This is a genomic window from Sphingobium sp. (assembly GCF_003248505.1).
Lineage (GTDB): Bacteria > Pseudomonadota > Alphaproteobacteria > Sphingomonadales > Sphingomonadaceae > Sphingobium.
On record NZ_QFOA01000035.1, the window covers coordinates 1 to 18,222 of the forward strand.

General features: G+C 61.6%; 15 protein-coding genes and 1 tRNA gene. 11 read left to right on the forward strand and 5 right to left on the reverse strand.

Annotation, left to right across the window (positions count from 1 at the left end):
- Window positions 1-1,394, forward strand: a 1,394-nt coding sequence (locus DI606_RS11875) for an EAL domain-containing protein (protein WP_293983164.1), incomplete at its 5' end; no start/stop codon positions are given.
- 6 nt (window positions 1,395-1,400) lie between these two features.
- Here DI606_RS11875 and DI606_RS11880 read toward each other — a convergent pair.
- On the reverse strand, window positions 1,401-2,357 hold the full coding sequence (locus DI606_RS11880) for a crotonase/enoyl-CoA hydratase family protein (RefSeq protein ID WP_293983167.1): 957 nt from the start codon (window positions 2,355-2,357) through the stop codon (window positions 1,401-1,403).
- Between the two features lie 462 nt (window positions 2,358-2,819).
- Here DI606_RS11880 and tgt point away from each other — a divergent pair, with 462 nt between their 5' ends.
- Window positions 2,820-3,950: a tRNA guanosine(34) transglycosylase Tgt gene (gene tgt / locus DI606_RS11885; RefSeq protein WP_293983169.1), complete on the forward strand. Its 1,131-nt coding sequence runs from the start codon at window positions 2,820-2,822 to the stop codon at window positions 3,948-3,950.
- 9 nt (window positions 3,951-3,959) lie between these two features.
- On the opposite strand, the gene DI606_RS11890 is transcribed toward tgt, so the two are convergent.
- Together DI606_RS11890 and DI606_RS11895 are read right to left on the reverse strand one after the other, a co-directional pair.
- Window positions 3,960-5,468, reverse strand: coding sequence for a sensor histidine kinase (locus DI606_RS11890; RefSeq protein ID WP_293983230.1), 1,509 nt, complete (start codon window positions 5,466-5,468; stop codon window positions 3,960-3,962).
- 88 nt (window positions 5,469-5,556) lie between these two features.
- Complete coding sequence (locus tag DI606_RS11895; protein ID WP_293983172.1) at window positions 5,557-5,802, reverse strand: NepR family anti-sigma factor; 246 nt, start codon at window positions 5,800-5,802, stop codon at window positions 5,557-5,559.
- 288 nt (window positions 5,803-6,090) lie between these two features.
- Here DI606_RS11895 and DI606_RS11900 point away from each other — a divergent pair, with 288 nt between their 5' ends.
- The 7 genes from DI606_RS11900 to DI606_RS11930 all read left to right on the forward strand — a co-directional run bounded on the left by DI606_RS11900 (window position 6,091) and on the right by DI606_RS11930 (window position 15,045).
- Entirely contained in the window at window positions 6,091-6,882 is a 792-nt protein-coding gene (locus DI606_RS11900) for a response regulator (protein WP_293983174.1), read from the forward strand.
- 241 nt (window positions 6,883-7,123) lie between these two features.
- Entirely contained in the window at window positions 7,124-7,768 is a 645-nt protein-coding gene (locus DI606_RS11905) for a sigma-70 family RNA polymerase sigma factor (protein WP_293983232.1), read from the forward strand.
- Window positions 7,769-7,904: 136 nt separating this feature from the next.
- Complete coding sequence (locus DI606_RS11910) at window positions 7,905-8,090, forward strand: hypothetical protein (protein WP_293983176.1); 186 nt, start codon at window positions 7,905-7,907, stop codon at window positions 8,088-8,090.
- Between the two features lie 180 nt (window positions 8,091-8,270).
- On the forward strand, window positions 8,271-9,659 hold the full coding sequence (locus DI606_RS11915) for a TIGR03013 family XrtA/PEP-CTERM system glycosyltransferase (RefSeq protein WP_293983178.1): 1,389 nt from the start codon (window positions 8,271-8,273) through the stop codon (window positions 9,657-9,659).
- A 12-nt stretch (window positions 9,660-9,671) separates the two neighbouring features.
- Window positions 9,672-11,753, forward strand: coding sequence for an XrtA/PEP-CTERM system histidine kinase PrsK (gene prsK, locus DI606_RS11920; RefSeq protein ID WP_293983181.1), 2,082 nt, complete (start codon window positions 9,672-9,674; stop codon window positions 11,751-11,753).
- Window positions 11,753-13,096 carry a PEP-CTERM-box response regulator transcription factor gene (gene prsR, locus DI606_RS11925; protein WP_293983184.1) on the forward strand — a complete coding sequence of 448 codons (1,344 nt, stop codon included), beginning with the start codon at window positions 11,753-11,755 and terminating at the stop codon, window positions 13,094-13,096. The genes prsK and prsR overlap by 1 nt, the downstream gene beginning before the upstream one ends.
- A 2-nt stretch (window positions 13,097-13,098) precedes the next feature.
- Window positions 13,099-15,045, forward strand: a complete 1,947-nt coding sequence (locus DI606_RS11930) for a tetratricopeptide repeat protein (protein WP_293983187.1) — start codon at window positions 13,099-13,101, stop codon at window positions 15,043-15,045.
- Window positions 15,046-15,273: 228 nt separating this feature from the next.
- On the opposite strand, the gene DI606_RS11935 is transcribed toward DI606_RS11930, so the two are convergent.
- Window positions 15,274-15,348, reverse strand: a tRNA-Val gene (locus DI606_RS11935).
- 129 nt (window positions 15,349-15,477) lie between these two features.
- Here DI606_RS11935 and DI606_RS11940 point away from each other — a divergent pair.
- Complete coding sequence (locus DI606_RS11940; RefSeq protein WP_293983189.1) at window positions 15,478-16,809, forward strand: dicarboxylate/amino acid:cation symporter; 1,332 nt, start codon at window positions 15,478-15,480, stop codon at window positions 16,807-16,809.
- A gap of 5 nt (window positions 16,810-16,814) precedes the next feature.
- Here the strand turns inward: DI606_RS11940 and cpdR are convergent, their stop codons facing one another.
- Window positions 16,815-17,192, reverse strand: coding sequence for a cell cycle two-component system response regulator CpdR (cpdR, locus tag DI606_RS11945; protein WP_293983191.1), 378 nt, complete (start codon window positions 17,190-17,192; stop codon window positions 16,815-16,817).
- Between the two features lie 139 nt (window positions 17,193-17,331).
- On the opposite strand from cpdR, the gene DI606_RS11950 reads away from it, so the two are divergent.
- Window positions 17,332-18,222 carry an N-formylglutamate amidohydrolase gene (locus DI606_RS11950; protein WP_293983196.1) on the forward strand — a complete coding sequence of 297 codons (891 nt, stop codon included), beginning with the start codon at window positions 17,332-17,334 and terminating at the stop codon, window positions 18,220-18,222.

Consider the following 18,222-nt stretch of genomic DNA (forward strand, 5'->3'; position numbering starts at 1 on the left):
GTATCGTGGTGCAGGCCCTAGTCGGGCGGCGGGACAAGTCACTGCTGGCGGAAAAGTTCGAACGGCTTGCGCGGTTCGATAACCTGACCGGGCTGGAAAACCGCATGGCGATGCAGATGCGGCTGCGCGATATTTTCGATGCCACCGAAAAGCGCAACGACGCCGTTACCATTCTATGGATGGATATCGACCGGTTCAAGGAAATCAACGATTCGCTTGGCCACATGGTGGGCGATCAACTGCTGCGTGGGGTGGCGGAAAGGCTGAACGAAGTCGTGCAGGACCGGGGACGCATCGCGCGCTTCGGCGGTGACGAGTTTGTCATCATTTGCCCCGACATGGATCGGGTAACCGCCGCAGCGCTGGCGCAGGAAATCATCGGCTATTTCGCCTATGGTTTCGATCTGCCTGACAACCATCTTCAGGTCACCGCCTCGATTGGCTATGCGGTCGCGCCGCAGGATGGGCGGGACATGGATGAGCTGCTCCAACATGCCGACCTGGCGCTGTACGAAGCGAAACATGCCGGGCGTAACCGTGCGGCGAGTTTCAACTGGTCGCTCAAGGAGCGGTTCAATCGTCTGCACGAGATAGAAACGGGCCTGCGCCGGGCGCTTGAAGGCAATGAACTCACGCTGTTGTTCCAACCGATCCTCGATCTGGATAACGGGCATATCGACGCGTGCGAAGCCCTGATCCGCTGGCATCATCCCGTGTTGGGTGCAATTCCACCATCCGAATTCATCCCCGTCGCGGAAAGCATGGGTATGATCGAGGGAATTACCCAATGGGTTTTGCGCGAAGCGTGCCTTACTGCAGCCGCATGGCCCAGCGATGTGCGCGTCGCTATCAACATCTCGCCTGCGTCGCTCAAATCGAGCGATCTGCCCGCCAACGTCATTGCGGCACTGCTCGAAAGCGGCCTGCCAGCCCGCCGTCTGGAGCTTGAAGTCACCGAATCCATTTTCCTGGACGACAGCGGTCAGACCAATGCCATTCTGCGAGAGTTGCAGCGGATCGGGCTGCGCCTGGCGCTCGACGATTTCGGAACGGGCTACTCCTCGCTCGCCTATCTCCGCTCTTACCGCTTCGACACGCTCAAGATCGATCAGAGCTTCATGGCAGGCGTCAGTGCCCACGCCGAAGACCGTGCGATTGTCCGCGCCATCGGCAATCTGGCGCGTGACCTCTCGATGGATACCGTGGCGGAGGGAATCGAAACGCATGACCAGTTGAGCCATGCGAAGGAGGCAGGCTTTACCAATGTCCAGGGTTATCTGTTCAGCCGTCCGGTACCACGCGAGCGCATCGCGGAACTGATTGCCGCAGGACCGCTGGAGGGCAATGAGCGCCCGGAACCCTTTACGACCGCCCGCCTAAGGCGGGGAAGCTGAAGAGGTTCAACTGCGCAGACGCGTCTGTGCCGCCGCAAGGCGACGCATCATCCGCAAGTCCCGATCCGACAGAGCGAGGGCCGTATCCGTCCAGGTTTCTACAATGTCGGTAAGCTCGAGCAACGTCAGAGGGTTCACCCTTCGTCCTGCCCGCGCAATGCCGACATGACCGGCATGATGGGCGCTATGTTCCGCGATCCAACGCGCCGTCGCCGCCTCGCCTTCACCCTGTTCGACCACCTCTGTCACGATGCCCATGTCGAACATCTCCTGGGCGCTGTAGACGCGGCCCTCGGTGATCATGCGGCGAGCAAGCACGGGGCCCACTCGACGCGACAGTATCGAGTAGGCTCCCATGCCCGGGAATAGACCGAAAAGTACTTCGGGCAAGCCGAACCGCGCTTGCCTTTCGGCGATGATCACATCGAAGCACATCAGTGCTTCCAACCCGCCGCCCAACGCGTCGCCTTGTGCCAAGCCGATGTTGATGATGTTCATGTCATTCGAATGCCAGATGCGCTCTACGATCTCGCAACACGCAACGCCGTAGCGAAGCAGCGTATCGCGGTCGCGTCGCTGGATACAGTCGGCGAACATTTCCAGGTCGCCCCCAAGATTAAAGACGCCCGGGAACCTTGATCCGAGCACCATGAACTTCATCATTCCGCCCCGGCCGCCGAACAGGCGTTTGGCCTCCCGCTGCCAAGCTACGGTATCGCGAATCAGGCCCATATTGGAATTTGGGCGCTCATGAGGCGTCATGAAGGCCCAAAGCGTGGCCAATTCGGCGTCCCACCGCACGTCGATCTGCCCCAGATCGAAAAGCGTCGATTGCTGCGAAGCCGCGTCGAGCGAAAAACCGGTTTCAGGATCGGGCACGAGGCTGAGGTGATCGTCGATGGGCCCGTCCATCTGTTCGTCCACGTCTTCGCGGGTCGGTTGAAACCGGCCTGAATCCATCATTTTGCGTCCCCGTTTTCTGTTCACTCGAAAGTGCGCAGGCCCGCAGGCATGATGCAATCGACCGTTCAAATATTGACAGCGCCTTAACCATTTTTAATCGCAACTGTTGCAAGAAGGACTCGGGTTTGGGCGGGGTGCGACAATATCTGTGACGCAATTGCAACGATACCGCGTTTCAGCTCGACTGCGATCTCCTCCGCTAGCCGTTTGTTAATCCCTATGAATTACATCCTCGATATGGAGAATCGGCCTTCGTCCTCGTTCGTCACTTTGATGTTGCGGCATCCCGATGGCAGTGCATGGGCCTTGCGCCTATCGCGCGATTGTTTGCGTTTCATCGGTCGGTATCGAAGAATCGACGGTTTCGACATCGACGCCATGACGCTGTTCGACGGAATGCGTCGGGCCGGTTGAACCGCAGGCATTCTTGTATGCGCGCGGTTTCGCACCTAGAGCGCGCTCATGAACAATCCCCGTTTCGCTTTCACTATTCACGCGACGGATGGCAAAGCGCGTGCCGGCACCATCCATATGCAGCGGGGCAACATTCGCACACCCGCTTTCATGCCGGTCGGCACCGCTGCCACGGTCAAGGCAATGCGTCCTGCGGAGGTTCGCGCCGCTGGCGCTGACATCATCCTTGGCAATACCTATCACCTGATGCTGCGGCCCGGTGCGGAACGCATGGCGCGGCTGAGTGGGCTGCATGGTTTCATGGGCTGGGATCGGCCCATCCTGACCGACAGCGGGGGCTACCAAGTCATGAGCTTGTCGGCGCTGACCAAAATGAGCGAGGAGGGCGTCGCCTTTTCAAGCCATATCGACGGGTCAAAGCATATGTTGACGCCCGAACGATCCATGGAAATCCAGCGTCTGTTGGACAGCGATATCGTCATGGCGTTCGACGAATGCACCAAGAATGGATGCAGCCATGACGAAGCGGCGCAGTCCATGGAGCGATCCATGCGTTGGGCCAAGCGATCCCGCGATGGCTTTGATTCTGGCGGCGAGCATGCTCAGCGATCGGCACTCTTCGGCATCCAGCAGGGATCGCTCGATGAAAATCTGCGGCGCGCGTCTGCCCAACAACTGATTGAAATCGGTTTCGACGGATATGCCGTTGGCGGCCTAGCGGTTGGGGAAGGGCAGGAGGCGATGTTTGCCACGCTCGATTTCGCGCCGGGGATGTTGCCGGACGACAAGCCTCGCTATCTGATGGGAGTCGGTAAGCCCGACGATATCGTCGGCGCGGTGGAACGCGGCATCGACATGTTCGATTGCGTTCTGCCCACGCGCTCGGGTCGGAACGGGCAGGCATTTACTTGGAACGGCCCCCTCAACATTCGTAACGCCCGGTTCGCGGAGGACAAAGAACCCCTCGATCACCGATGCGGCTGCCCGGTGTGTGCGACATGGAGTCGCGCTTATCTGCATCATCTCGTCAAGGCCGGGGAAATGCTTGGCGCGATGTTGATGACGCAGCATAACATCCATTTTTATCAGGAACTGATGCAGGGCCTGCGTGACAGCATCGCAACGGGAAATCTCGACGGCTTTGCCAGCGATTTTCGCGTCAATTATCGCAAGGCCTGACCCCGCGCGCTAGGCCGTGACGGTGATGGCAATCCTGTAGTTGCCGATCTCGCCGTCATACTCCAGCGGAGCCCTGAGTTGGCGGGACAGCCCGGTCAGGACCCGGCCATAGCGGTCGTCGAGCAGTTGTGTCATTTCAGGCGATGATCGCAGGGCGTCGGATCGCATGGTGAAGAACGCTCTGTCGGCGCGTTCACCATCCTGCTGCACTGTAATGCGGACTGCTCCTTGCGGATCGAGTTCCATCGTCAGTTCAACCAGCTCGGTGATCAGGAAGGCGACCGGAACGGCCACATCCTGATTGATGTGCAGGTTGTCGCTTTCGATCTGGATGGAAAAGCGGCGGGCGGCTTGCGGTGCCGTCCCACGCAAGCTGGCTGACAATTCGCTGACCAGCGCGCGGACGCCTACGCCGCGATTTTCTTCCAGTTCCGCGAAATGGTTGCGATGCACGACCGACAACGCGTCGACCCGGCGCTGGATCGACGCGTAGGCCTCGACCGCTTCGGCATCGTGAGCGGACCGGGCGTGCAGGCTTATGAGGCTAGCGATGATCTGAAGGTTGTTCTTAACCCGATGATGGACTTCGCGGGTCAGCTTGCGCTGGGCGTCCAGACCCTCGGCCATTTCCGCCTCGTGTGTAGCGACATCCTCGCTGATCGAGCGGAACGTGTCGGCCAGCGCATTGATTTCCAGCGCGGGGGTGCGCACTCGCTCTATCGGGCCGAGCACTTCCCCCGGTTGATAGTTCGCCACCACGCGGCGCAAAAGGACCAATGGCCTGATCAACAGGCGATTCACCACGAACCACCCGATTGCTGCGGCTGCGAACCACATGACAAGCGGGAGGAACAGCGACAACATGCGCGCCAGCGTGGCGGGAGGATCGTGCATGGTCATTGTCAGGAGCACGTCGGGCTGATCCAGCCGCGCTGACAGGCTCGTGCGCGTCCCCTTGCCCTCGCGCATCGGCCGACTGATCAGAAATTCTTCCGAACCTTGGCGAATGGTCAGTTGGCGATTTGGGACTGCGGTGACAGGATCTGCCACACTCTCAAGCTGGCTGCGAGAATAATAGTTCAATGCGACGACCTGATCGTCGCTGCTGCGGACGCGGCTTAAAAGATAATGTTGTCGTGGAAGGAGACTCAACGTCTCGCGATCAAACCGTCGATCGGCAGGAAGACCCTGCGGTTCGGGGGCAGAGGTTCCGCAGAGACGCTTTCCTGCCCGGTCATAAAGGTAGAATGAGCCGTCCTGATCGTTATGCGACCGCAGAAATATGGCGAGCCTGGAGCATAACCCCGGATTTCCCTCCCCCTTGGAGAATGCATTTGCCGCAAGCATGAGGGCGGTGCGATCCGACTGAAGATCGGCGGAAAGCTTACGGGCGCTTTGCGTAACTGCGACGCGGAGCAACGCTTCTTTTTCCAGGTCAGCGCTTCGAATGGCTTGTAACGAAGCCACCAGAGCAATCAGCCCAAGCGGCAAAAGAGCCAGAGTAAGGACGACAAACATCTTCACACCGGTCGATTGCAGAAACTCCTGCATTCGACCTGAGGACATCGCCAATGGCGGCGGGAGGGCGCCCCCCGTCATGTGTCGCTCAATCCAGTTTCTTCAGAAGGTCCAGCATCTCCAGAGGAATATCCTCATCTACGGCTCGCTGATAGACCGTCCGCAATGCCTGCGAAACCTGTCCGTCTTCCTTCGCGGCCAAGCCCCGCTGCTTTTTCGACACAATATTCGAGTCGGGTTTCGCTACCGTTGTGTCGACACCGGCCTTTTCATTTTTCTCGGCCAAGCCCCGCTCCGTCATCGAAGATACCAAAATCAGCCCCTCTAGCGTCATATCTCAGTCGCCGAACCCTATTTGCGGCTTTCGCCGGGCACGTCAATTCGGTCGACATCGCGTAACTGCAACGTGCCAGAGCATTTGCGGCCCGATAAAAAAACCGTATGGCAGCGAAACATATTGCTTCGTCGATGGTTCCGCCCATCGAAGCATTTTTTCGTCACCCGGCTCGGGATGGCAACTGGGGGGCGGGGTTGCCAATATGGCAGGGACATTCCATCCTTATCGCGCACGCCGATGCTTCGGAACATGTACGCCCATGATGGGCAGGGAGACGATTGAACGATGTCGCTTGGACAGCAACTGCACCCCCACCTTCCGTTTCTGCGGCGCTATGCTCGCGCACTGACCGGTAGCCAGGCGCATGGTGACGCCTATGTGCGGGCGACACTCGAAGCCATCGTCGCCGCACCGGAAGAATTTCCACGGGAAGTCGATCCACGACTTGGTCTGTACAAGACGTTCCATGCCATATGGTCTTCCTCTCATCTGGAGGACGTTCCGATGTCGATCGGCGGCAGCCATGAGGCCATCGCCCAGGCGCGTCTGGCGCGCCTCACGCCGTTGCCGCGTCAGGCGCTGCTGCTGACCGCGCTGGAGGGCTTTACCGTCGACGATGTCGCCTATCTCGTAGACATGGAGCCAGCCGATGTAGATGCTCTGGTCGAGGAAGCGTTGAGCGAAATCGAATCGCAAACCCGTGCGAAGGTTCTCATCATCGAGGATGAGCCTATCATCGCGATGGACATCGAAACTATCGTCAGGGATTTGGGACATGATGTGACGGCGATTGCCGTCACGCGGGAAGACGCCGTCCGGGAAGCCATGGCTGATCGTCCGGGCCTTGTCCTTGCAGACATCCAGTTGGCCGACGACAGCAGCGGCATCGACGCGGTGAAGGATATCTTGGCGGAATTTTCCGTTCCGGTCATCTTCATTACAGCTTTCCCAGAACGCCTGCTGACAGGCGAAAGACCGGAGCCGACTTTCCTTATCACCAAGCCTTTCCAGCGTTCCACGGTCAAAGCGGCGATCTCACAGGCTTTGTTCTTTGACGAAGCGACGGCGCCGGCCTGATAGGTTGGTATTGGGGAACCGGCGAGCACCAAGAGCGTTAGTAATGCGTAACGATCTTGAGCCGCGAACATGGCCCGATCCCGGGATTAATGCTGCTTGATTTCGGTCGATATGGACCGCGTTCGCAAGGAACTTAGGTTGGCGTATCGATTCAACAGCAACTGGTTAGGGTGCGGACGCAAATATGATTTTGACGACGTCGGTTCATGCGGCCAATACCGCCGGCGCGGGGGATGCTCCGATGGGTGAAGAAATTAATGAAATCGTCGAGGTCGGAGAGCGCATGCAGCTTTCCGACACGGACTTTAAACGTGAACTGGCAGCGGTTATTCCGCACCTTCGCGCGTTCGGTCGTTCGTTATCCGGCAATCGGGATCTCGCTGACGATCTGGTGCAGGAGACCTTGTTGAAAGCTTGGGCCGCTCGTACCCGTTTCCAGGCGGGCACGAATATGCGTGCCTGGACGTTTATCATTCTTCGCAACCATTATCTTTCACAGATGCGTCGATCACGTTTCCGCGGAGACTGGGACGATTTGACCGCAGATCGGATTCTCGCGGCACCTGCCGGGCAGGATAAACATGTCGAACTATCCGACATGCAACGTGCTCTGCTCCAACTGCCGCAGCCGCAACGTGAAGCTCTCATTCTTGTAGGTGCGGGTGGCTTTGCCTACGAAGAGGCGGCCGAAATTTGCGGCGTTGCGGTCGGCACTATCAAAAGCCGTGTCGCACGTGGACGTGCTGCGCTGGAGCAAATACTTGAAAATGGCGAATTGCCGACGCGACGCAGCCAAGTGACGACCGATACTCCGGTTCTCGATGAGATCATGGAAGATGTCGACAGGCTGAGTAGAGGACGCTTGGCTGGGCGGGATCGCGATTAACGCGGACCATTTGACGCTTCCATCCGTTGAACGGATAAAATGGAGACGCGTCATGCATACCCAGCATACCGGTAACGGCCATGGCGACCATGAGCCAGGGAGGACGCGCCGGACGTCGGTCCTCCCTGGAAGCGGCATGACCTTTTTCCTGATCGTATTGGCGCTCCTTTTGGCCATCGCATTCTTCTATATGACAAAAGAATCCCGCCGCGACCGGCGTGCCGATGCCGTTACGGAAGCGGCGGAAACTGTCGATAACGCTACCTCTAGCGTCGCACGAGCCGCCGAGAAAGCCGCAGGAAAACTTCGGCGAGACAAATAGCCGACGCCGATAGTCGGTCTGATTGTCCGGAAAGCATTGCCCTTTCGAACGAGCGTTCAGCATTTCTTTGCGTTTTTCCGTCAAGGTGCACGCCGTGTCGGAATATCTTACATCTCCTGTAAGATCGTCCGCCACCGGCGCATCGGCGCTCGACGGACTGTCAGCAGGAAATGGCTATCGATGTTCAGGTTGTTCAAACATTATGTACCGCACGCGGTACTGCTGTTGGGGCTGCTCGATTTCGTGCTCCTGTTGGGGGCCGCAGAAGCGGGGTGGCTGATCCGGGCGAACCAGATCGGCATGACCATCGATCACATCGTCACGCGCATCGGACCGTTGCTGAGCTTTGCCGTCGCCATTCAGACCGCGATGATCGCCGTCGGCGTCTACGGTGTCGAGGCTCTGCAGTCCGTCCGTTTTGCATTCGCTCGATTGCTGGTGGCGGTATCGCTTGGCGTGATTTTTCTTTCGGTCCTCTATTTTCTGATGCCCGGCATGACATTGTGGCGGTCCAATTCGCTCTACGCGATGGGTATCGCATTGGGACTTTTGCTGACGGTGCGTCTGCTGCTGGGCTCGATCCTGGGCGGTGAGGCGTTCAAACGTCGTCTGGTCGTCCTGGGTGCAGGCAATCGCGCCAACCGCATCAAGGCGCTGGAGCAGAAGCGGGGGGCGGGCTTCCTCGTCGTCGGGTTCATCGCCATGAATGACGGGCCGCAGGTCATTCCCGAAGCCATCAATCGCGACGCCATCTTTAATCTGTCGGACTTCGTTGTGCGGTTGAACGCCAGCGAAGTCATCCTTGCGCTCGAGGAACGACGTAACGCGATCCCAATGGCGGATCTCTTGCGGATCAAGACGACCGGCGTGCATGTGAACGATCTTTCGACATTTCTGGAACGGGAAACGGGGCGCGTCGATCTGGCGAGCGTCAACCCGAGCTGGCTCATATTTTCAGACGGCTTTTCAGCTGGCCGCCGGTTATCGAGCATCTCCAAACGGCTGTTCGATGTTATTGCCAGCAGCCTCCTGCTTCTGCTCACCGGCCCCATCATCGCTATCGCCGCGGTGCTTGTGAGGCTCGACAGCAAGGGGCCTGCTTTCTACCGGCAGCAGCGCGTGGGCCTTTACGGCCAGCAATTCTGGATCGTGAAATTGCGCACGATGAGGCAGGATGCGGAAGTATCCGGTCAGGCCGTTTGGGCCGAAAAGGACGATCCGCGGATCACGCGGTTGGGCTATTGGCTGCGCAAGTTGCGGATCGACGAATTGCCGCAGACCTGGACTGTCCTCAAAGGTGAGATGAGCTTTGTCGGTCCGCGCCCGGAGCGGCGCCAGTTCGTCGAGGATCTGGAACAGCATCTTCGCTATTACGCAGAGCGGCATATGGTTAAGCCCGGAATCACCGGTTGGGCGCAGATCAACTATCCCTATGGTGCGTCGATCGAGGATGCCCGGCACAAGCTGGAATATGATCTATATTATGCCAAAAATTACACGCCTTTCCTCGACCTGCTGATCCTTATCCAGACGTTGCGAGTGATCCTCTGGCCCGAAGGCGCGCGCTGAGGCGGCGGGCGGATGAGTGCGCTGCTGATCTTCGTTGGCGATTGGGGGCACGCGCTGGCCGCCGTATTGTTCGCGGCGCTTGGGATATTTTTACTCCGCCGCAGGGACGACACGCCAGAGCCGCGCCTGATCGCAGCTGCGCTGCTGATGACATCCTGCTGGGCGCTCTATATTTCCTTCGGTAGCGTTTCACAGCCCCTGTCTGGTATCGCGGAAAGCGCCCGCAACGCGGCTTGGCTTCTGGCGCTTTTCGTTCTGTCACGGCGGGGACCGGCGGGGCGGGCCGGCTTTTCCGGCGGCGTCGCGGCGATCTATGCCGCAGTGACTGGCCTCCTGATGGTCGTGACATTCGTCGACATAAGCTGGAGGCACCTGGCAACCGATAGCGAGCTTCATCGTGCCCTTGCGTCGTCCTCGCTCGTTCTGCGTATGATGATCTCCATCTCCAGCCTGCTGCTGCTCCATCATCTTTACATGGTATGGCCCTCACGCGAGCGAGGGGGAGCGACCCTGCTGCTGGCCGCGCTTGCGGCAATGTGGGCTTATGACCTCGGCCTCTATACAGTCCATTATGCGACGCCTGCCCGGTCGGGCGCGCTTTACGCTTTGAGGGGGCTATTCATGGCTGCGCTTGCGCCGGTCGTGGCGATCGGTCTGCGCAAGGGGATGAGTGGGCGCATCCGGCTGTCACGGTTCGTGGCGTTCCAGTCGATTTCGGCGGCGGCGCTGGGCCTCTATGCGCTGGTCCTGATCGCCGCATCCGTTATCATTCAGATGATCGCCGGTCCCTATGCGCGCATGATCGAAGTTGCCGCCGTATTTGTGATGGCGGTGGCGACGATCCTGTTCCTCCCGGCGCCGCGGCTTCGCGCATTCTGGAAAGTGCAGGTCGCGAAGCATTTCTTCCAGCATCGGTACGATTATCGTGCTGAGTGGATGTGCTTTGGCGAGACCATCGGCCAGCCTGACGAAGACGCGTCGCCGCTTTCTGTCAGGGTCGCAAGAGCGGTCGCCTGTATCACGGACAGTCCAGCCGCCGTGCTGATGCTACGCAACGATGGAGCGGGGCTGTCGGTCGAAACGGAATGGTGCTGGGGCGATGTGGGTGAAGCGGCGGACGTGACAGCCGAAACGACCCTGTATCTCGAACGCTCAGGCCGCATTCTGGATTTGAGGGCGCTGAGCGAGGATGACCGGCGCGCGGCCTTGCCGGAATGGATCGAACGGGACCCGCGCAGCTGGGCGCTGGTGCCGCTGATCCACTACGGGCGGATCGTGGGCGCGATCCACCTCGCGCGTCCGCCCGCAGACCGGAGGCTCGATTGGGAAGACTTCGAAATGCTGCGAGCGGCCGGGCAGCAGGCGGCCACCTATATCAGCGAGGCCCAGGGGCAACAGGCGTTGGGGGATGCGCGACGATTCGACGAGTTCAATCGCCGTTTCGCCTTCATCATCCATGACGTCAAAAATCTGGTCAGCCAGCTTTCGCTGCTCGCCCGCAATGCCGAGCGTCATGCCGACAATCCGGCTTTCCGGGCGGACATGGTGCTGACGCTCAAGGAATCGGTCGGAAAGCTGAACGACATGCTCGCGCGGCTGTCACAACATAACAAGCCGCGCGCGGAGGAGCCGCGAGCCGTGCCCGTAAGGGCCATATTGGAAGACATAGCGAAAAGCCGGGTGCGCCAGCACCCCGTGCAGGTCAGCGGCGATGCCGGCTGCGTCCTGGGCGATCGCAGCCGGATCGAGCAGATCGTCACCCATCTGGTCCAGAACGCCATCGACGCCAGCATGTCAGGCGAACCCGTCGAACTCCGCCTGAGCGAAGACGGCGACGCTGCAGTGGTCGAGGTGGTGGATCGTGGCACCGGCATGAGCGCAGATTATGTCCGCCGGGAATTGTTCAAGCCATTCTCGTCCAGCAAGCCGGGCGGCTTCGGCCTCGGCGCATTCGAGGCGCGCAGTCTGGCGGAGGCGATGGGCGGGAGCATTGCTGTTGAAAGCCGCCCCGGCGTGGGTAGCCGATTCACGCTGCGGCTGCCGTTGGCGCAGGTTATCGAGACAGCGAACGAGACAGAAGACAGAGCGGCGTGATGAGCGACACCCGTCCCAAATTGCTGATCGTCGAGGACGATCCGGGCCTTCAGCGGCAGTTGCGCTGGGCCTATGAGGACTATCAGCTCTTCATCGCGGGGGATCGTGAAGAGGCTATCGAGATATTAAGGGCGGAAACGCCCGATGTCGTCACGCTCGACCTCGGCTTGCCGCCCGATCCCGATGGAACGAGCGAAGGGTTCGCGACGCTGGCCGAGATGCTGACGATCAAGCCCGATACCAAGATCATCGTCGCGTCCGGGCACGGTGCGCGGGAAAGCGCGTTGGACGCGATCGCGGGCGGGGCCTACGATTTTTATCAAAAGCCGGTCGATATCGACGAACTCGGTCTGATCGTGCGTCGTGCCTTTCATGTCCACGGGCTGGAGCGAGAGAATGTCCGCCTCGCCGAAACGCCGCCGGAAAGCTGTCAGTTGCTGGGTCGGCTGGTGACGGCCGCGCCCGAGATGATGCGGGTGGTCCGTATGATCGAGCGCGTGGCGTCTGCCGACGTGTCGGTGCTGCTGACAGGGGCGGCGGGAACCGGAAAGGCTTTGCTGGCGCGCGGGCTGCACGATGCCGGTGCGCGACGGTCGGGACCGTTCGTATCGGTGAATTGCGCCGCCATCCCCGACGCGATGCTGGAAGCCGAACTGTTCGGTTATGAAAAGGACATGCCGCCCGGCGCGGCATTCGGCACACCCGGCAGAATCGGCCAGGCGAAGGGCGGCACGCTGTTCCTGGAGGATTTGGACGACATGCCGCTGCCGATCCAGAGACGGTTGCTGCATGTTCTGAACGGCACGGCGCCGTCGGCGCAGGCATTCACGCGCATCGTTTGCTCCGCCAGCAGGAGTATGGAGGCGTCGGTCGCCGCCGGGCATTTTCGCGAAGACCTCCATTATCTGCTGGCCGAAATCACAGTGAAGGTTCCGCCGCTCAAGGACCGGGCGGGCGATGCCGTCTTGCTGGCCAGGCATTTCTTCAGGCGGGTGGCGCGCGACCGCAGCGCCCCGTTGAAGGGCTTCGCGCCCGAAGCGCTGGCCGCGCTGGACGCGTGGGAGTGGCCGGGCAATGTGCGGGAACTTGAAAACCGGGTAAAGCGCGCGGTCATCGTGGCGGAGGGCAAATTCATCACCGCGGCGGACCTCGACCTGGATGAGGACGGGATGGAGGGCGGCGACCTCGTCAATCTGAAGGCCGCCCGAGAGGCGGCAGACCGCCGCGCCATTCGTCGCGCGATTGCCCGTACCGACGGCAATATCTCGGGCGCGGCACGGATGCTCGGGATCAGCCGGCCCACGCTCTACGACCTGCTGAAGCAATATCGGATGCAGGCCTGAGGATGCGGCGATCACGTTTGTTCCTGCTGGCGGGCGTCGTTGGCCTGCTGCTTGCGCTTGCCGGGATATGGCAATGGCGCAGCCATGAGCGCGACGGCAGCGCGGCGCTGGCGCGTGGCGTCGATGCCTTGAACGGGGGCGATATGCGCGCTGCGCGTGTCGAGTTGATGAACGCGATCAAGCGAATGCCGCAATCGGCGGAGGCTCATGCGGCGCAGGCACGGGTGCTCGCCGACCTGGGCGACGGCACCGGCGCGCAGGCGCAGGTCGAGCGCGCCCGCGCATTGGGTCAGCCGCCCGCCGCCACTCGCGTAGCGATGGCGGAGGCCCGGTTGCTGCAGGGCGACCCGCAAGGCGCGCTGGCAGAAGCGCGGGCCGGAGATATTCTTCCTGTCGACCGGGCGGCGGCCGACCGGGTAATGGCCCGTGCCCTCGTGGCGCGGGGCGAGGCGGGGGACGCTTTCGCCATCCTCAAGCAATCGCTCGTCGCTTCCCCCCGCGATGCGCGCAGTTGGGTCGAGCTTGGTCGGTTGCAGCTTTATGTGGGGGATCAAGCCGCCGCGATTCGGGCCGCCGATCGTGCCGTCGCGCTTGCCCCATCGAACGTGAAGGCGCTGACCTTCAGGGGCGAACTGACGCGGTCGCAATATGGCCTTGTCGCCGCCCTGCCATGGTTCGAGCGTGCGCTGTCGATCGACAAGGCGTCGGTTCCGGCGTTGGAACATTATGCTGCCACGCTGGCGGACGCGGGACGCGCCACGCAGGCCGTGGCGGTGGCGCGCCGGTTACTGGCTATCGATCCCGGGAATGCGCGCGCATGGATGGTCCAGGCGGTAATCGCCGCGCGAGGGGACGATCCCGACCTTGCCCGCACTCTGCTGGAGCGGACCGGAGGCAGGCTGGACGCCGAGCCGGCGACCGGGTTGTTGCGCGGTATCCTGCAAATGCAGGGCGGCAATCCGCTGCTGGCGGTCGAGGCGCTGGATCGAGTGGTTGAGGAACAGCCGGACAATGGCGTGGCACGCACGCTGCTGGGGCGGGCCTATTTTCTCGCCGGGGAATTCGCTTCGGCTGCCACGACGCTTGCGCCCTTGGTCGCACGGCGGGATGCCGATCCTTATGTCCTGACGCTTGGCGCGCGGGCGCAGGAGGCGTTGGGCGACAGCGCCATGGCGGCGGACATGTTGGCGCGCGCCGCCTGGCCGGTCCGCGCCGACGCCGCTGTGCTTCCCGTTTCCGGCGGACCCGGCGCGGTTGCGGCTTCGCCGCCTCCCGATGCCGCATCGGCACGAGCCAATATCCCTTATTTGCGCGCGCTTTTGGACCAGGGTCGCGCCGCCGAAGCGGTCGATCGCGCTCGCCTGCTGACACGTGCCAATCCCGGAGCGCCGGATGCGTGGATTGCGCTGGGCGACAGTCTCGCGTCGCTGGGGAAGTCAGCCGACGCGGCTCGCGCCTATGAGGCGGCGGCCAATCTTCGCTTCGACAGGAATGCGGCTTTGCGGCTCGTATCGGCTTGGTCCGGTGCCGGTGAACTGCCAAGGGCGACCGCAATCGCGCGCCTGTTCGCCTCGCAAAATCCGGCGAGCCTCGACGCGGTCCGTCTCGATGCCGCGTCGGCGCTGCAACGGCAGGATTGGCGCGGGGCGGAACGAAGCCTCGACGCTTTGCGCCAGCGTATCGGGGGCCACGACGCGGCGTTGATGGCGGGTCTGGCGCAAAGCGCGATGGAGCAGGGGGACGGCGCGCGGGCGCGCGTCTACGCTTGGTACGCCTATCGGCTGATGCCTGCCAATGCGGCGCTGGCCGACCTGCTGGCGCAGATAGTTTTGCGGTCGGGCGGGTCGCGTGTCCAAGCGACCGACCTGCTGGAAAAGGCGGTCGCGGTCCAGCCGGACGTGGACTTGTATCGCCAGCATTTGAAGGAAGCCCGGGCGGGGCGGCAGTAAGATATTTCTGCAGATTTTGACATGCCGGGTCTGAGTACCGTCGGCAGACGCTTCGGCCAATGGCGGACCAAGTCCGCCGGGTGCAGCATCGACCGATCCGTTAGCCTTGGTTCGAGCATCCCCCGCAGTATCGAGCCGGTGCCAAGGCACAATGTCCAAAGACCACAGCATCATGCGAATGAAGCCATCAAAAAAGCCCGCCAGGTAACAGACCTGACGGGCTTTTCATGGTGGGCGTGGCAAGGATTGAACTTGCGACCCCTGCGATGTCAACACAGTGCTCTACCACTGAGCTACACGCCCACTGTGGAGGGGGCCAATAGCCGGGGCAGGGGAGGGGCGCAAGCGGGAAATTGCATGGCGCCGATATTCTTCTGGACAGCCGGAGGGCGCGTCATATGCTGCGGCGCAAACAGGGGGACGCTGGACATCATGCTGCCATCGCCATCATCGAGTGCGGGCGCCGTGCCCCGTCTGCCTTTCTATCGGCAGCTTTATGTCCAGGTGCTCGCGGCGATCGCGCTGGGCGTGGCGATCGGGCATTTCTTTCCCGACGCGGGCGTGCAGCTGAAACCGCTGGGCGAGGCTTTCATAAAGCTGGTGAAGATGATCATCGCGCCCGTCATCTTCCTCACCATCGTGACCGGGATCGCGGGGATGAAGGAACTGGGCGCGATCGGGCGCGTCGCGGCCAAGGCGTTCGCCTATTTCCTCACCTTCTCCACGCTCGCTCTCATCGTCGGGCTGATCGTCGCCAATGTCGTGCAGCCGGGATCGGGACTGAATATCGATCCCGCGACGCTCGATGCAGGAAAGGTGGCCGACTATGCCCATCAGGCGCATGAGCGCACGCTGACCGGCTTTTTGATGAGCATCATTCCTGCAACCATGGTTTCTGCCGTGGCGGACGGTAATATCCTTCAGGTCCTGTTCGTCGCCATCCTGTTTGGCATTGCGCTGACGATGATCGGTGACCGGGCCGCGCCGCTGATGACCGTGCTGGAGTCGGCCAGCCATGCGGTGTTCAAGCTGGTGTCGCTGCTGATGAAGGCCGCGCCTCTGGGGGCGTTCGGGGCGATGGCGTTCACCATCGGCGAATATGGCGTCGGGACCCTGGCCAATCTTGCCGGGCTGGTGGCGACTTTCTACCTGACCTCTTTGCTGTTCGTGCTGGTCGTTCTGGGCGCGGTCGGATGGGCGGTGGGGTTCAACATTCTGCACCTCATCCGCTACCTCAAGGCCGAACTGCTGCTGGTGCTTGGGACATCCTCTTCCGAAGCGGCGCTGCCCAGCCTCATCGAAAAGATGGAGCGCGCCGGGTGCCGCAAATCGGTGGTGGGGCTGGTCGTGCCGACCGGATACAGTTTCAACCTCGACGGGACGAACATCTACATGACGCTGGCGGCGCTGTTCATCGCGCAGGCGTGCAACGTCCATATCAGTCTGGAACAGCAGATCCTGCTGCTGCTGGTCGCGATGATATCTTCCAAGGGGGCCGCGGGCGTCACGGGGGCGGGGTTCATCACTCTGGCAGCGACACTGTCGATCGTGCCGTCCGTGCCCGTCGCAGGCATGACGTTGATCCTGGGGGTCGACCGTTTCATGAGCGAATGCCGCAGCCTGACCAACTTCGTCGGCAACGCAGTCGCTACCGTGGTCGTGTCGGTGTGGGAGAAGGGCCTGGATCGCGAACGCTTCAACGCCGCGATGGCGGGCAGGCCGCTCGATCCGACGCCTGACATGCAGGAAGTCGTGCCGGACTGAGCGCTTCAGCTAAGGCCCGACACGCTTTCGCTGCCGAACATGCGTTCGACTTCCAGAACGAGGTCGCGCAGGTGGAAGGGCTTGGACAGCACCTTGGCCTGCGGGACCGCCTTTCCGGCCTTGAGCGTGACGGCGGCAAAGCCGGTAATGAACATGATCCGCATGTCGGGCGCGACCTGCGCCGCATGCTGGGCCAGTTCGATCCCGTCCATTTCCGGCATGACGATATCGGTCAGCAACAGGTCGAACCGATGCGGGCCGAGATGCGGCAATGCCTCCACGCCGCTGGCGACCGCGACCACGTCATACCCCGACCGTTCGAGCGCACGGGCGAGATAGGTGCGCATGCTTTCATCGTCTTCCGCCAATAAGATGCGAACCATCGCCCCCACATTCCCGTCTTCATATCCACAGCGATCCACCCACCCTCTGGATGGCGCAGTGCGGGATAATATGCGACAAGGGGTAAATTTTATCCACCCAAGCGGACGCTTTTGATCGGCTTGCGGGAAAGGAGCGACGTTGGATCATCGCGCGCCGCCGGCACCGACGCTGAGCGAACCCTGTTTCGACCTTTATGGATCGGTTGAGTCCGATAGTCCGTTGATCCTGTCCGTGCCCCATGCGGGCCGGGAGTATTCCGACGACCTGCTTGCCGAAGCGCGGGTGAAGCCGCAGACCTTGCGCCGGTTGGAGGATCGGTTGGCCGACCTCCTCATCGACCCGCTGCTGGAAAGGGGCTATACCGCCATCGTCGCGAAGGCGCCGCGCGCGATGATCGACCTCAACCGGCATGAGCGGGAGATCGATCCGACGATGATCGCCGATCTTCCGCACGCTGCGCCTCTGCAAAGCAGTGCGAAGCTGCGGGGCGGACTGGGGCTTTTTCCCCGCCGCCTGCCTGGCGCACCCGAATTGTGGCAAAGGCCGATGCCGTGGAACGAGGCGCGGCGGCGCATCGAACTGTTTCACAGGCCCTATCACGCGATGCTGGGCCGCCTGATGGCGAATGCCCGACGCGCCCATGGGCATGCGGTCCTGATCGATCTCCACTCCATGCCGCCCCTGCCGCTGGCGCTGGGCAAGGGCGCGTTCAGCGTGGTGCTGGGCGACAGGTTCGGACGCAGCGCGTCCCATCGCATGATAGCTCTGGCGGCGGAGGTCGCCGCAAGCCACAGCCTTTCGGTTGGGCAGAACCACCCTTATGCAGGGGATCACATTATCGAACGGCACGGGCGCCCCGACCGGGCGCTTCACGCGATCCAGCTGGAAATAGACCGGGCGCTCTATCTCGACCCGGCGCTCGATCAACCGGACGTAGGCCTTGCGCGCACGCAGATGCTGGTGAGGGACATTGCCGAAGCGCTGGCGGTCGAACTGCCTCGTGCCGGTTATGCGCTGGCTGCGGAATAG